This window comes from Pseudonocardia thermophila, assembly GCF_900142365.1.
GTDB lineage: Bacteria > Actinomycetota > Actinomycetes > Mycobacteriales > Pseudonocardiaceae > Pseudonocardia > Pseudonocardia thermophila.
This window is the reverse complement of the sequence record NZ_FRAP01000015.1, coordinates 42706-57118: the sequence shown is the minus strand read 5'-3', so window position 1 is coordinate 57118 and position 14413 is coordinate 42706. Positions and strand designations below refer to the sequence as shown.

The following is a 14413-nucleotide window of genomic DNA, read 5'->3' as shown; positions in this document are numbered from 1 at the left end:
CGATCCACCGTTACCCGACTTCCCCAGAACGGAGAGCCGATCATGACCTCCGCGTACATCGTCGCCGCCGCGCGCAGCGCCGTCGGCCGCCGCGGCAAGTCGCTGGCCGCTCACCATCCCGCCGATCTCGCCGCCCATGTGCTGCGGGAGACCTTGTCCCGCGCCGGGGTGCCGGACCACGCGGTCGACGACGTGGTGCTCGGATGCGTCGTGCAGGTCGGTGCCCAGTCGACCAACATCGCCCGCACCGTGGCGTTGTCGGCCGGCCTGCCCGAGAAGGTGCCGGGCACCACCGTCGACCGCCAATGCGGCTCGTCCCAGCAGGCGCTGCAGTTCGCCGCCCAGGGCGTGCTGTCGGGGTGGCAGGACGTCGTGGTCGCCGGTGGCGTCGAGGTCATGAGCGTGGTCCCGATGGACGCCGCCATCCGGCTCGGCGTCGAGAACGGACTGCGCGGCCCGTTCGACGGCGACCGGTTCACCAAGCGCTACCCGGGACTGGAGGTCAGCCAGTTCATCTCCGCCGAACTGATCGCCGAGCGCTGGAACATCGGCCGCGAGGAGATGGAGCGGTACTCGCTGACCAGTCACGAGCGCGCGCTGGCCGCCATCCGGGCCGGTCGTTTCGCCGACGAGATCGTGCCGGTCGACGGCTTCGCGGTCGACGAGGGCCCGCGCGCGGACACGACGCTCGAGGCGATGGCAGCGCTGCGGCCGCTGCGCCCGGGCGGACGGCTCACTGCGGCGACGTCCAGCCAGATGTCCGACGGCGCGGCGATGCTCGTGGTGGCGTCCGACGCCGCGGTCGAACGGTACGGCCTGACCCCGCTGGCCCGGATCGTCGCCGCCACCACGGTCGGCGACGGCGTGGAGGAGATGCTGACCGCCCCGATCCCGGCCACTCGCGCAGTGCTCGAGCGTGCCGGGCTGAAGCTGAGCGACATCGACACGTTCGAGGTCAACGAGGCGTTCGCCTCGGTGCCGATGGCATGGGCGCGCGAGCTCGGGGTGGATCATGCGGTGCTCAACCCCGACGGCGGTGCGATCGCGCTCGGCCACCCGCTCGGCGCCACCGGGGCGCGGCTGATGACGACGATGCTGCACCGCATGCGGCGGGAAGGTCTGCGCTACGGGCTGCAGACGATGTGCGAGGGCGGCGGCATGGCGAACGCGACCGTCGTGGAGCTCGTGCGGTGACCGCCCCGGGATCGAGCTCGTGGGACAGCCGCCCGATCCAGGACGCCTCCTACGACTACGTGACGATTCCGGCCGCCCGGCGCACGATCAACGCACTGTGGCAGCGGGCGCTGGCGGCGCATCCGGACCGGCCGTTCATCTCGTTCGACGGCGGCTCCGTGCTGACCTACCGCCAGGTGGAGGAGCGGGCCGGGCGGTGGCGGGCCTGCTTGCGCCGGGCCGGGATCCGGCCCGGTGAGCTGATCGCGGTCATGCTGCCCAACAGCCTGGACACCATGGCTCTGTGGGTTGCGGTGCTGTCCGAGGGCGCGGTGATCGTGCCGATCAACCCGGACTTCCGCGGCGCGATCCTGCAGCACCTGCTGACCGACTCCGGGGCGGTGCTGCTCGTCGCCGCACCGGACGGCCTGGCGAACGTCGAGGCGGACTGGGAGCTGCCCGCGCTGCGGGAGATCGTCCTCGCGACGGGTACCGGGCTGCACGACAGGCTGACCGTGTCGACGTTCGACGCCACCGCGCCGCCGGTGCCTGCAAGGCCGGACGCCGCGAAGCCGGGCGACGTCGCGGCCGTGCTCTACACATCCGGTACCACCGGTGTCTCGAAAGGCGTGGTGATCCCGCACGAGCACCTCTTCTTCTACGGGTGGAGCTACGCGCACGCCATGCGCCACCACCACGAGGACGTGCTGTTCACCCCGCTGCCGATGTTCCACGCCAACGCGATGTGCGTGACGATCTTCCCGGCGATCTTCGTCGGCGCGCGGGTGACCGTGCGGTCCCGGTTCAGCGCGGGGCAGTTCTGGCACCAGATCGCCGACTCCGGCGCCACGCACTTCGCGGGCATGGGAACCGTCGGCAACATCCTCATGAAGCGCCCGCCGAGCGAGTTCCGGCCCGATCACCGCCTGCGGCACTGTCACCTCGTACCGGCCCCGGAACAGCTCGCCGAGTTCGAGGAACGGTTCCGGGTGCCGGTGTACTACAGCACTTACGGGCTCACCGAGGGACAGGTCGTGCTGCAGAGCCGCGACGGCAGCCGCCGGCCCGGCCTGATCGGCAAGAACCACCCGTACCACGACGTCCGGGTGGTGGCCGATGACGGATCGGACGCTCCGGTGGACGGCGTGGGTGAGCTGGTGGTGCGGCCGCGCCTGGCGAACCTGATGTTCCGGGAGTACCTCGGGCGCCCCGAGGCGACCGCGCAGGCCTGGCGCGACGGCTGGTTCCACACCGGCGACCTGGTCAGCCGAGACGCCGACGGCAACCTCTGGTTCCGCGGCCGCGCCAAGGACGTCATCCGCCGCCGCGGTGAGAACATCTCCGCGTTCGAGGTCGAGCGCGAGCTGATGGAGCATCCGGCGGTCGGCGAGGTGGCGGCCGTCGGTGTCCCGTCCGATCTCGGCGAGGAGGAAGTGCTCGCGGTCGTCGTGCCGAGGATCGGCACGGAACTGGACCTGCGGGAACTGGCGGAGTGGGCCCGGCGGAAACTGCCCGGCTACATGGCGCCGCGCTACTGGCGCAAGGCTGCCGAGCTGCCGAAGAACTCCTCGCACAAGGTCCTCAAGAACGCACTGCGCGATCAGGGCGTCGACGAGCACACGCTGGACCTGCAGGCCTCGGCACCAGCTGCTGGCGGGCAGCCCCGATGAGCGGTCGGCTACGCGGCAAGGTCGCCGTGGTGGTCGGCGCCGGCAGCGGTATCGGGCGCGCCACCGCCGAGATGTTCGCCGCCGAAGGCGCCGCGGTGGTGTGCGTGGGACGCCGGGCGGCCAAGGTGTCCGACACCGCGGCGGCGATCGAGAACGCCGGCGGCCGCGCGCTGGCGCTGAGCGCGGACATGGCGGTGGAAGCGGAGGCCGAGCGCATGGCCACGGAGGCGCTGGCCTGGCGGGGGAAGGTGGACGCGGTCGTTGCCGGGGCGGGTGTGACCGGGCCGGGAACGGCGGTCACCACGTCACTGGCGGACTTCCAGCGAGTGCTCGCGATCAACCTGACGTCCAAGTGGCTGTCGTTCAAGTACTTCCTGCCCGGGATGCAGCAGCGAGGTTCCGGCTCGGTCGTGGTGATGGCGTCTGTCGGTGCCCTGATCGGCGTGCCGAACACGTTCGCCTACGCGGCGTCGCAGGGCGGGTGTACCGCGATGGTCCGCCAAGCAGCGCAGGACGCGGCGCCGTACGGGGTGCGGATCAACGCGATCGCTCCGGGCACGGTGCCGACCGACCTGGTGCGCGAGGCCTACCGCCAGGGTTCCGGGCTCGGCGGCGGCGGTGACGTGGAGGTCGGACTGCGCGCGGCTGCGACTCGCTACCCGCTCGGTCGGCTCGGCCGCCCCGAGGAGATCGCCGCCGCGGCGACCTACCTGGTCTCCGACGAATCGGCGTGGATGACGGGACAGACGTTGACCATCGACGGCGGGCTGACGTCCGCGTAAGGAGCAGCAGGCAATGCGAAGGTTCGAGGACAGGGTCGCCCTCGTCGTGGGCGGCGCCTCCGGCATGGGCCGGGAGATCTCGTTGCGCCTGGCGCGTGAGGGCGCCGTGGTCTACGTGGCCGACCTCAACGGCAAGGCCGCGGAGGCGGTGGCGCAGGAAGTGGCCGCCGACAGCGGGAAGGCCGTGCCGGTCCAGGTGGACGCCACCGACGTGACCGCGCTGCGGGAGCTGTACGCGCGCATCGACGACGAGCAGGGACGCCTGCACGTGGTCCACTCGCAGGTCGGCTTGCCCGGCCCGCCGGGACTGGACGTGGCCGAGGAGAAGTTCGACTGGATCGTCGACGTCAACATCAAGTCGGCGTACTACGTCGCCACGATCGCGTTCGATCTCATGCGCCGTACCGACGGAGACCGGTCGATCAGCCTCACCGCATCCACGTCGGCACTGCTGGGGTCCCCGTACAGCCCGCTGTACTCAACGACGAAAGCCGCCGTGACCGGTCTGACGCGTGCCTTGGCGCTGGTGGGGGCCGGGGACGGGATCCGCGTCAACTGCATCGCCCCCGGCTCGGTCGAGACGCCGTGGCAGGCGGTGCTGTACCAGGGGGCGTCGCTGGCGGAGGTGCGCGAACAGCAGCAGGCCTACGTCAAGGCGAACGTCCCGATGGGCCGAGCCGCCCAGCCGCACGAGATCGCGGGTGTGGTGGCCTTCGTGGCCAGCTCCGACGCGTCGTTCGTGACGGGCACGGTCATCCCGGTCGACGGGGGGACGGTGATCCAGTGATGGTCCGGTGCGGGTCGCTCGGCCGGGCGCCACCGGAGAGGGTTCCGCTCGCGCTCCCCGACGAGCGGCGGAGCAGGCCTGCACCGTTCTGCGGACGCCTCGACCTGTGGGCAGCATTTATAGATATGAATGTATTGACACGCCCAATGGTTTGCGTCAAAGTGTGATGCAGGTTGCGCAGACCATCCACGGCGTGGCGTCGCTCGCAGGTGCCTGATTCCGCAGCGAGAGCCACTTGCCACCTGCGGGAGCCTCGCGTGCTGGATCTGAAGGAGCACACATCGATGACCACCATGTCCTCGCCTGGCCAGACATCGGAGTCCACGCAGGCGCTCGTCGTGCCGCTGGCGGCGGCACGCGATGGACTCGTCCCCGACCGTGAGCAGTTCGGCGGCAAAGCCCTGCACCTCATGCGCCTGGTGCGCGAAGGCTTCGACGTGCCCCCGGGCTTCACGATCACGGTGGCGGCCTACCACCGGTTCGTCGCGGCCCACGACCTGCAGCGGCGCATCGAGAAGATCGCTTCCGACTTCGCCTACGACGCCCCGGAGCGGCTCGAGCAGCAGGCCGCCGAGATCCGCGAGATGATCCTGGCCCCTGCGTTCCCGGAGGACCTGCGCGCCGAGATCCTCGACGCCTACCCCGGCCTCGGCCGCGGGTTGGTCGCCGTGCGGTCCTCCGGTACCGCCGAGGACATGGCCGACGCCTCGTTCGCCGGCCAGCACGACACCTACCTCGACATCACCGGTGACGACGCGCTGCTCGAGGCGGTCCAGCGATGCTGGGCCTCGATGTGGACCACCCGGGCGGTCGCCTACCGGCGCGAGTCCGACATCCCGGTGGCCGACCTGGGCCTGGCGGTCGTCGTGCAGCGCATGGTCGACGCCGAGGTGGCGGGCGTGATGTTCACCGCCAACCCGGTCACCGGGGCCACCGACGAAGTCGTCATCAACGCGTCGTGGGGCCTGGGTGAGGCCGTGGTCTCCGGGCTCGTGACACCGGACCAGGCGACGGTGAAGAAGAAGAGCCTGCGGATCAAGCACCGCGAGCTCGGCTCGAAGGAGCACCAGGTGGTGCGCGACCCGAAGACGGGGGTCGGCACCGTCCACGTGGAGACCGAACCGGGCAAGCGCAACGCGTGGGCGCTCAGCGAGGAGCAGATCCGCGAACTGACCCGGCTGGGCATCCGGATCGAGAAGCGCTCGGAGCGCATGCCGCAGGACATCGAATGGGCCCTGCAGGACGGGCGCTTCTACGTGCTCCAAGCCCGCGACATCACCGGCGTCGAGCTGACGTGGGACGAGGACCTGGAGCAGTGGCAGGACCTTCCCGACGACCCCGACGTCGTCTGGTCTCGCGGGTTCGCCGACGAGTACTGGACCGGCGCGGTCACCCCCCTGTTCTACTCGTGGTACGCCGCGAGCATGACCGACGCGCACGTGCGCGTGGTGAAGGAGTGGGGCTACCGGGAGTTCGCGAACGTGCCGCGGCACCGCTACCACCGCGGCGAGGTGTACATCAACTCCGAGTACCAGAAGAAGCAGGTCCTCTACACGACGCCGCCGCAGTTCCGGGCGCCGATGGTCACCTACCTGCCTCAGCAGGACCAGAAGGAGGCCGTCGAAGCGCCGCTCAACCTGGTCAAGTACCTCAAGATGCTCGCCAGGATCGAGCTGATCACCGACGAGGGCATGTTCAAGTGGATCGACAACGGTGACGCCGTGACGGTCAAGGACATGCCGTTCGGCAAGGCGCTGACCAAGGAGGACTGGGCGGCGCTGAGCGGCCACGAGCTCAAGCGCGCGATCGCCAAGTACCGCGAGTTCGCCTCCGACCTGCACCAACAGCACTGGTCCGGGTTCTTCATCCACGCGCCCAACGCGATCACAGGGCTGAGCCTGATGCTCGACAAGTGGTACGACGGCGACAACCCGACGATCTTCGTCGACCTCGTCTCCGGCCTGCCCGAGCGCACGGTGACGATGGAGGAGAACCACACGCTCTGGCGGATCGCCGAGGAGATCCGCAAGAGCCCAGTGCTGACGGACCTGTTCCACAGCTCGCGGGAGGACGAGTTCTTCGCCCGGGCCGCCGAGATCCCGGAGGGCGCCGCGGTCACCGAACTGTACGACGAGCTGGTCGCCGAGCACGGTCACCGCGGGCACGCCGACCGGGACATCTGGTTCCCGCGGCGCGCCGACGACCCGTCGATCGACTACCGCTCGGTCAAGTCGCTGCTGACCAGCGACGGGTCACGCGACCCCGAGGAGTCCGAGCGCCGCCTGGCCGAGGCCCGTGAGAAGGCCACGAAGGACGTCATCGACCGGCTCAGCCAGCAGAAGTTCGGCACGCTGAAGGTGGCCGCGTTCAAGAAGGTCCTGGCGTACGTGCACAAGTTCCTCGTCTACCGGGACAACCAGCGGCACTTCATCGACCGGGTCACGTACTCGGTCCGGCTCGGCTTCCAGGAGCTCGGTGCCCGCCTGCGGACCCGCGGCAGGCTGAAGGGCGAGCTCGACCACTTCTTCCTGTCCGAGCAGGAGCTGTTCGATCTGCTCGACGGCGACTACTCGCCGCGGCTGATCGAGGCGAAGATCGCCGGGCGGCGCGCCGCGTTCGATCGCTTCGACCGCCGCGAGATCAACCCGCCGTACTTCCTCAAGGACGGCGAGCCGTGGGTCGACCCCGACGCCCCGGAGGCGGTCGCCCCGGACGACTCCGACGGCGTGCTGCAGGGCTTCGGCTCGAGCCGCGGCGTCGCGACCGGGACCGCGCGCGTGATCCGCGACCTGAAGGAGATCGACCGGGTGCAGGAGGGTGACATCCTGGTCACCAACAGCACCGACCCGGCGTGGACACCGGTGTTCATGGTGATCAAGGGGCTGGTCCTCGCCACCGGCGGCATGCTCGCGCACGGCGCCTGCCTGTCGCGGGAGTACAACCTGCCGGCGGTCACCGTGCACGGCGCGCTGCAGCGGATCCCGGACGGCGCCACGATCTCGGTCGACGGCACCACGGGAGTCGTCAAGATCCTCGAGCCCACGGCGGTGGCTTCGTAACGCAGCCCGGACCGGCCGGGCCCAGGACCAGGCGTCCTGGGCCCGGCCGCCCCGCTGGATTCCGCCGTCGACCGATGCCGGACGCGGTCCACCGGATACCGCGTACGTCGCAACTCAGTCCGACTCCGCCACGATCGTCGCGCCGTCGATCTCGCTCTGCGCGGGCAGCGGCTGGAACGGCGGCGGGTCGTCCTGGTCGAAGTAACGGCTCGGGATGTCGCAGGAGGCGTTCGGCTCGGGGTGCGTGTTGGGGTTGCGGGTACGGCGAGATGATCATGTACGGCTTGCCCTCCACCAGCGTGGCGAGCGCAGCCACGTCGGCCGCCGAGAGGCGCGCCGGGTCGTAGGCGATCCACACCGCGCCGTGCTCCAGCGAGTGCCACAAGCCGAATTGACGAAGGAGGATGCGCAGACGCACACGAGGGCCCACTCGAGTCACGAGTGGGCCCTCGTCTGTCGGGCGCCTGCGGTCAGACCACGGCGAGGCAGTCGACCTCGACCAGGAGCGGTGCAGGTAGGCCGACGTACACGGTGGTCCGGGCCGGGTACGGCTCCGAGAAGAACTCGCGGTAGATCGCGTTCATCTCCTCGAACTGGGCGGGATCGGTCAGGAAGACCCGCGTGGAGATGACGTCGGCGAGCGTCGCATCGCACGTCGCCAGGGCTGCGGCGATGTTCGCGAACGTCTGGCGGAGCTGGGCCTCCAACCCCCCGAGCGGTGTTCCGTCCGGGGTGATGCCGGCCTGCCCCGCGCAGACGACGATCCCGCCCGCGCGGACGGCCTGGGAGTACGGCCCGGCTGGCGGGGGCGCCAGCGTCGTGAAGCCGTGCCGACGCTCGATCGGCGGCTTCGTCACAGGACGTCCAGCAGCCAGAGGAGTTCGTCGCTCATCCGCTCACGCATCGCGTCGGTGACGTACTCCCGCTGGTTGAGCTGCTGGTCCAGCTCACGTCGGCAGATGCTCAGGTGCAGCATGCGACGCGGGGCATCACTCACCCGCTTCGTCCCGCCGTGCCACAAGTGCGCGTTGAGCACCACGACGCTGCCGGCCGGAGCCTCGAGCACGATCTCCTCGGGATGCGGGGCGAAGGGGTCCTCGGGGATGTGGCTCCGGTCGAGGTCCTCGGGCTCGACGAAGCCCTTCTCGATGTTCGCCGGCGGGATGTTCAGCGACGCCCACCGATGTGATCCCGGAACGATGCGCGTTCCACCGTTCTCCTTCGTCATGTCGTCGAAGAGGTGGAGGGAGTTGACCAGCCGCCACTTCCCCGGGCCCTCGGACGGCACGTCGGAATGGAGCGGCTGGTGCCCGTGCCCGACGAGGGGCTCACGCATGTTGTCGGCGTGGATACGGATCTCGCCGAGCAGCTCGGACGCAGCGACGAGCAGCGGGGCACAGGTGAGGACTCGGTCGAACGCCGTGGACTTGCTGAACACCGCGGCGACTCGCCGAGCCCCGGGCTCGCTCCGCGTCTCACTGCCGCCGAACCGGCCCTCCTCCTCCGCGATCCGCTCGAACTCCGCGGCCATCTCCTGGCACTCTTCGGGGGTGTACACGTCGTGCACGATGAAGTACCCCTCCACGTCGAGCTGCTCGCGCTGCTCGGGAGTGAGGGCGGTGCGCTTGATGCCGAGGCCCGACAACACGTTGGGCGTGTCCATCGGCCACTGGGTGGAAACCATGAGTGCTCCTTGACGTGAGGATGGGCGGCTACTCGGCGACGGCGCGGGCGGTGGTGCCGCCGTCCACGATCAACATCGAGCCGTTGCAGTACGACGACTCGTCGGAAGCGAAGAAGAGGTTGGCGTAGGCGATCTCGATGGGCTGTCCGGGCCGTGCGGCCGGAGAGAACTTCACCGCGACGTCCCGGTCCTCGAGCGTGTCGATGAACGAAGCCACCATCGGGGTCGCCACCAGCCCCGGCGAAACGGTGTTGGTGCGGATCCCCTGCTCGATGTAGGTGATGGCCATGGAGCGGGTCAGGTTGATGACCGCCCCTTTGGCCGCGGTGTACGTGTGCGCGCTCGTGAGGCCCGTCATGCCGCTCATGCTCGCGACGTTGACGATCGACCCTCGACCCGCTTTCAACATCGCCGGGACGACGTGCCGGATCGCGTGGAAGTAGGTGTCGAGGTTCAGGGCCAGCACGTGCCGCCACTGCTCGGGTTCGGTCTCGTGGACGGCCGCCATGGCCTCGGGGTGCTTCTCCCCGTAGGAGTATCCGACCCCTGCGCAGTTGACGAGGACGTCGATGCGGCCGAGGTCCGAGAGCGTCCGTGCGATGATGGCGCCCACTCCTGCGTCGTCGGTCAGGTCGATCGGCTCCGCGATCGCAGTTCCGCCGTCAGCGACGATCGCGTCAGTCACCTCCTGCAGAGGACCGGGGCGACGCGCGATACCGACGACTGTGGCGCCCTCCCGTGCGAACAGCTCGTACGTCGCCCTGCCGATGCCGGAGCTCGCGCCGGTGACGATGGCGACCTTGTCCTGGAGACGACCCATGTTCTTCCCTTCACCGATCCGGCTCATGCCGGCCGGACCATGTACTTGACGCCCCGCTCCGGGTCGAGCTGGGCGAGGAACCCGGTCAGGGCGTCCTCGAGCGCCACGACGCCGGAGACGAGCGGGCTCGTCGCGAGCACGCCCTGCCGCATGAGCTCGAGAACCTCGGCGAACTCGTCGTGGTAGCAGTTGCTCCCCCCGAGCGTGATCTCCTTGCCGACGAGCGCCCCCGCATCGAGGGGTACGGGTTGGGCGTGGAGGGCCACGACTCGTACGGTTCCGCCGGGCCGGGCCGCCGCGATCCCGGCCTCGAGCAGCGCACCGACGCCGGAAGTCTCGAAGACGTGGTCGACGCCGCCGAGCGCGGCCGCGACCGGTCCGGCCGCATCGACGATCTCCTCCGCGAGCGGCCGTGCGCCGGCCCCGTCGAGGACGACCGTGGCGCCGAGCTTGCAGGCGAGGTCTCCGCGTAGCGCCGACCGTTCGACCCCGACGATGTTCGTCACGCCGTGCGCCCGTAGGACCTGCGTCACCGCCAGACCGATCGGCCCCATCCCGAGGACGGCAACGCTGCAGTGCGGGTCAGGCGCCGAGAGCTTGACGGCGTGCAACGCGACGGCGTACGGCTCGACGAGCGCTCCGGCCTCGAAGTCGACTCCGTCGGGCAGCACGTGGACGTTGGCACCGAGCCGAGCACGTGGCACCCGGACGCGTGGCGCGAAGGCTCCGGGCAGGCCGTATCCGACGTGCGGCAGACCAGCCAGGCACAGCTGTGCGTGCCCGGTGCGGCACTGTCGGCAGCGGCCGCAGTGCGACAACGGGTTGACCGTCACCCGATCACCGATCTCGATCCCCTCGACACGCGCACCCACGGTGGAGACGGTCCCGGCGAACTCGTGCCCCATGACCTGCCCCGGACCGATGAGGGCGCCGCGCCGGTAGGACGCGAGGTCGGACCCACAGATGCCGCAGAGGACGACGTCGACGATCACGTCCTCCGGACCGCACTCCGGCTCGGGCACCTCTGCGACGCGGATCTGCTCGATCCCGTCGAACACGACTGCCTGCACGGTCTCTCCGTTCACGTATATGAACTGATTTCACAGATCCGAACTTCTGCTGCTAGCGTAGAGGCGAATTTCCCGGCGACGCAAGGGCCCGACCTACGCCCCGTGCCACTCCCACACTTCCGACGAAAGGCCTCCGTCATGCGCCTGCTCCGCGTCGGTCCATTCGGCCGCGAGCGTCCCGTCGTAATGGACGACCAGGACCTCGCTTACGACCTCACCCCGATCTGCACGGACATCGACCCGTCGTTCTTCGCCTCCGCCGGCATCGAGCGGACCCGGACGGCTCTGCGCGCCGGAGCACTCTCCCGAATCGACATCACCGGTGCCCGCATCGGCTCCCCACTGCGAAACCCCGGGGTCATCATCTGCATCGGCATGAACTACGCAGCCCACGCTGCAGAGTCGGGCGCCGAGCCGCCATCCGAGCCGGTGATCTTCTACAAGCCCCCGAACACCTTGGTGGGCCCGAACGACGCGGTCCTGATCCCGCCAGGTGCGGAGCACCTCGACTGGGAGGTCGAACTCGGCGTGGTCATCGGTCGCCGGACCCGCTACCTGCGCTCAGCCCACCAAGCGCTCGACCACGTCGCCGGGTACGTCCTGAGCAACGACGTGAGCGAACGCCACTACCAACTGGAGCGCTCAGGAGGTCAATGGTCGAAGGGGAAATCGTTCGAGACCTTCAACCCCTGCGGACCATGGATCACCACCCCGGACCTCGTGGCCGACCCGCAGCGCCTCCGGCTCCGTAGCTACGTCAACGGCGAACTCCGCCAGGATTCGACGACGGCGGACATGATCTTCAGCGTCGCCGAGATCATCTTCCGACTGAGCCAGTTCATGGTCTTAGAGCCCGGCGACCTGGTGAACACCGGCACACCAGAAGGTGTCGCGCTCTCCGGCCGCTTCCCCTACCTGTCCGCCGGCGACGAGATCGCCATGGAGATCGACGGACTCGGCGCGATCCGACAGCGGGTCACGCCGGCCACCAGCAACAGCGCACCCGAACTTACCGGCGCGTAGCCCTAGACAGCCGCTCGCATCGCCTGCCAGTCTCCCGTGCAGTTCAGCTGGCAGAACACAGTTCACATACATGAACAGGATGGCACCATGGTCGGAGAATCGGCACCGTTCGGGCGACGGACGTTCCTTCGCGGGGTCGGCAGCGCCGGCATCCTGGCAGCGATATCCCCCGCCCTCGCCGCATGCGGCGGAAGCAGCTCGTCCACATGGGACGGCAAGCTGAACTTCATGGGCTGGGACCACCAGCCCGAGGTGATCAAGCGGCTCGTGAGCAGCTGGTCGACCGCGAACAACGTCCCGGTCGACGTCTCGATCAGCCCCAACGTCGGTTACGCCGCAGCGATCCAGACCCGTCTCCGCGGCGGTGACCCGATCGATGTGTTCTACAACCACTCGTACAACAGCGAACGCTTCATCAAGCAGGACTGGGCCACCCCGCTGAACGATCTCCCCGGGGTCGACGACATGGTCGCCAACCTCTACCCGAGCGCGCGACCGCGCTACGTCCAGGCGGATGGCAAGATCATCAGCGTTCCCTACTACTCCGCGGTGCACCTCATGCACTACAACAAGCGGATGGTCGAGGACGCCGGGTTCTCCGGCCCTCCGAAGAACCTCGACGAAACGTACGCCCAGGCCCAGAAGCTCAAGGCGGGCGGCCTCGAGACCCCGTACGTGGCATACTGGATCAAGGAGTTCTGCGAGGAGTACTTCAACGTCTACCTCCTCTCCGAGGGGGTGATCCCCTTCGACGACCAGGGCGACCCGGTCTTCGCCGACGACCCCAAGACGGTTCGGGTCCTCGAGTGGTGGCAGTCGATGTACAGGGACGGTCTCGCTGCCTCGTCGGTCCTGACCGACGATCCCGGGAAGCTCTCGACTGAGCTCGCCCAGGGCCGCGCCGCGTTCTTCGTTCTCCACCACTACTTCCTCACCGCAGTGCGTGAGCTCAACGGGCCCGAGTCACCGAACCTGTTCCACGCACCGGTCAGCGCGACGGGCGAGACCCTTCAGATCGGCGACGTCCTCCAGATGGGGACGATCACCAATGAGGATCGGAAGGCGAGAGCCTGGGATCTGATGAAGTACTACGGCTGGAAAGACGTCGACGGCAAGTTCACCGTGCTCACCGAATGGGCGAAGTCGTCCGGCCTCGTCGGCCCGTACAGCGACTTCTTCGACGACCCCGCCGTTATCGCAGCCTTCCCCGACTATTACGACCTGAAGTTCCTCTCGGCGACCTTCGGTACTGGTTCCAACGTGATGCCGGTGCGCAACCAGTCCTGGTACTCGGCGTTCCAGATGAAGGTCGGCGACCACGTGCACAACCTGCTCCTCGGCAACGCGACGCCCACCGAGACGGTCAAGGCGCTGACTGATGCCGCCAAGGCCGCCAAGAAGGGCGGAGGGTTGTGATTCGATGGCCCTGACGCTGATCCGCTCAGCGTCGCGAGCCAAGGTGTCCCCGATGTCGCGGGCCGATCGACAGTTCGGCCTGCGGCTGTCGGCACCTGCCCTGGCCCTGCTCGCGATGCTCCTCGTCGTCCCAGCGGTTCTGACCCTGGTCTACAGCTTCCACGACGTACCCCCGACGGGCATCGCACCCGGCGAGTTCATCGGCCTCACCAACTACGAGACGGTGTTCGGCAGCCCGGTCTTCTGGTCCTCCCTCTGGGTCACGATCGTCTTCTCGCTCGGGTTCGTCGTCGTCTCGACCTGCCTCGGCCTCGGCTTCGCACTGCTCCTCAACGAGGCCTTCCCCGGCCGCGGGATCCTCCGTGGCCTCCTGGTCATCCCGTGGGCCTGCCCGTGGTTGGTCATCGGCATCATCTGGCGCTGGTTCGTCGACGGCAGCGTCGGCGGCCTGAACGGGCTGCTCATGCACCTCGGCCTCACCGACGGCTACATCGACTTCCTCTCCAACCCGAGATCCGCGCTGATCATCGCGGTGATCGGCGCATCGTGGCGGCAAGCGTGCTTCGCGGCGATCTTGCTCCTCGCCGGCTTGCAGACCCTTCCCAAGGAGCTCAACGAGGCTGCCGCGATCGACGGCGCCGGGCCGCTCGGCCGCTTCCGTCACGTGACGATTCCGTGGCTGCGCCCGGTCCTCGCGACAGTCATCGTCCTCAACATCATCTACGCGTTCCTGCAGTTCGACGTGATCTTCGCAATGACCCAGGGCGGCCCCGGTGACGCGACTCAGGTGCTGAGCATCCTGATCTACCGCCAACTGTTCGTCGCGACCGATATCGGGACCGGGTCGGCACTGGCGGTCATCCTCGCCCTGCTCTCCCTCGTCGGCGGTCTCATCACCGTCCGGCTGCTCTACCGGAACGAGGCATGAC

At 68.8% G+C, this 14413-nt stretch carries 13 protein-coding genes; 8 read left to right on the top strand and 5 right to left on the bottom strand.

The features are described from left to right. Positions 1 to 42: 42 nt before the first annotated feature. The 5 genes from BUE41_RS19160 to BUE41_RS19140 all read left to right on the top strand — a co-directional run bounded on the left by BUE41_RS19160 (position 43) and on the right by BUE41_RS19140 (position 7471). On the top strand, positions 43 to 1194 hold the full coding sequence (locus BUE41_RS19160; protein WP_073458521.1) for an acetyl-CoA C-acyltransferase: 1152 nt from the start codon (positions 43 to 45) through the stop codon (positions 1192 to 1194). Next, positions 1191 to 2843, top strand: a complete 1653-nt coding sequence (locus BUE41_RS19155) for an AMP-binding protein (RefSeq protein ID WP_073458520.1) — start codon at positions 1191 to 1193, stop codon at positions 2841 to 2843. The genes BUE41_RS19160 and BUE41_RS19155 overlap by 4 nt, the downstream gene beginning before the upstream one ends. Next, positions 2840 to 3625 (top strand): SDR family NAD(P)-dependent oxidoreductase, encoded by a 786-nt coding sequence (locus BUE41_RS19150; protein WP_073458519.1) that lies wholly within the window; start codon positions 2840 to 2842, stop codon positions 3623 to 3625. Before BUE41_RS19155 ends, BUE41_RS19150 begins: the two co-directional genes overlap by 4 nt. Before the next feature lie 13 nt (positions 3626 to 3638). Next, positions 3639 to 4412, top strand: a complete 774-nt coding sequence (locus tag BUE41_RS19145; RefSeq protein WP_073458518.1) for an SDR family NAD(P)-dependent oxidoreductase — start codon at positions 3639 to 3641, stop codon at positions 4410 to 4412. Positions 4413 to 4696: 284 nt separating this feature from the next. Then, positions 4697 to 7471: a PEP/pyruvate-binding domain-containing protein gene (locus tag BUE41_RS19140; RefSeq protein ID WP_073458517.1), complete on the top strand. Its 2775-nt coding sequence runs from the start codon at positions 4697 to 4699 to the stop codon at positions 7469 to 7471. Here BUE41_RS19140 and BUE41_RS32060 read toward each other — a convergent pair. From BUE41_RS32060 to BUE41_RS19115, 5 genes are read right to left on the bottom strand one after another with little or no spacing between them, the layout of a single operon-like run. Further along, complete coding sequence (locus tag BUE41_RS32060; protein WP_407691679.1) at positions 7437 to 7889, bottom strand: DUF3105 domain-containing protein; 453 nt, start codon at positions 7887 to 7889, stop codon at positions 7437 to 7439. The two genes, BUE41_RS19140 and BUE41_RS32060, sit on opposite strands and share 35 nt — an antisense overlap. 52 nt (positions 7890 to 7941) lie before the next feature. Beyond that, the gene (locus BUE41_RS19130; RefSeq protein ID WP_234997420.1) at positions 7942 to 8328 is read right to left on the bottom strand and encodes a RidA family protein; all 387 of its coding nucleotides are present in this window, start codon (positions 8326 to 8328) and stop codon (positions 7942 to 7944) included. Then, positions 8325 to 9155 (bottom strand): phytanoyl-CoA dioxygenase family protein, encoded by an 831-nt coding sequence (locus BUE41_RS19125; RefSeq protein ID WP_084755401.1) that lies wholly within the window; start codon positions 9153 to 9155, stop codon positions 8325 to 8327. Before BUE41_RS19125 ends, BUE41_RS19130 begins: the two co-directional genes overlap by 4 nt. 28 nt (positions 9156 to 9183) lie before the next feature. After that, positions 9184 to 10002 carry an SDR family NAD(P)-dependent oxidoreductase gene (locus BUE41_RS19120; protein WP_084755399.1) on the bottom strand — a complete coding sequence of 273 codons (819 nt, stop codon included), beginning with the start codon at positions 10000 to 10002 and terminating at the stop codon, positions 9184 to 9186. Then, positions 9999 to 11045 (bottom strand): zinc-dependent alcohol dehydrogenase, encoded by a 1047-nt coding sequence (locus BUE41_RS19115; protein WP_073458634.1) that lies wholly within the window; start codon positions 11043 to 11045, stop codon positions 9999 to 10001. Before BUE41_RS19115 ends, BUE41_RS19120 begins: the two co-directional genes overlap by 4 nt. A 138-nt stretch (positions 11046 to 11183) precedes the next feature. Here BUE41_RS19115 and BUE41_RS19110 point away from each other — a divergent pair, with 138 nt between their 5' ends. Genes BUE41_RS19110 through BUE41_RS19100 form a run of 3 tightly spaced genes read left to right on the top strand, consistent with a single transcriptional unit; the run spans position 11184 to position 14412 of the window. Then, positions 11184 to 12068: a fumarylacetoacetate hydrolase family protein gene (locus tag BUE41_RS19110; RefSeq protein ID WP_073458515.1), complete on the top strand. Its 885-nt coding sequence runs from the start codon at positions 11184 to 11186 to the stop codon at positions 12066 to 12068. 36 nt (positions 12069 to 12104) lie between these two features. Further along, positions 12105 to 13484, top strand: a complete 1380-nt coding sequence (locus tag BUE41_RS19105) for an ABC transporter substrate-binding protein (protein WP_200804016.1) — start codon at positions 12105 to 12107, stop codon at positions 13482 to 13484. Next, the gene (locus tag BUE41_RS19100) at positions 13447 to 14412 is read left to right on the top strand and encodes a carbohydrate ABC transporter permease (protein WP_200804015.1); all 966 of its coding nucleotides are present in this window, start codon (positions 13447 to 13449) and stop codon (positions 14410 to 14412) included. The genes BUE41_RS19105 and BUE41_RS19100 overlap by 38 nt, the downstream gene beginning before the upstream one ends. Position 14413 lies beyond the last annotated feature (1 nt).

Excerpts from the sequence above, each read along its gene's own strand:
- BUE41_RS19160 (WP_073458521.1), top strand. The coding sequence starts at position 43 with ATGACCTCCGCGTACATCGTCGCCGCCGCGCGCAGCGCCGTCGGCCGC.
- BUE41_RS19150 (WP_073458519.1), top strand. The coding sequence starts at position 2,840 with ATGAGCGGTCGGCTACGCGGCAAGGTCGCCGTGGTGGTCGGCGCCGGC.
- BUE41_RS19145 (WP_073458518.1), top strand. The coding sequence starts at position 3,639 with ATGCGAAGGTTCGAGGACAGGGTCGCCCTCGTCGTGGGCGGCGCCTCC.
- BUE41_RS19140 (WP_073458517.1), top strand. The coding sequence starts at position 4,697 with ATGACCACCATGTCCTCGCCTGGCCAGACATCGGAGTCCACGCAGGCG.
- BUE41_RS19125 (WP_084755401.1), bottom strand. The coding sequence starts at position 9,155 with ATGGTTTCCACCCAGTGGCCGATGGACACGCCCAACGTGTTGTCGGGC.
- BUE41_RS19120 (WP_084755399.1), bottom strand. The coding sequence starts at position 10,002 with ATGAGCCGGATCGGTGAAGGGAAGAACATGGGTCGTCTCCAGGACAAG.
- BUE41_RS19110 (WP_073458515.1), top strand. The coding sequence starts at position 11,184 with ATGCGCCTGCTCCGCGTCGGTCCATTCGGCCGCGAGCGTCCCGTCGTA.
- BUE41_RS19100 (WP_200804015.1), top strand. The coding sequence starts at position 13,447 with ATGCCGCCAAGGCCGCCAAGAAGGGCGGAGGGTTGTGATTCGATGGCC.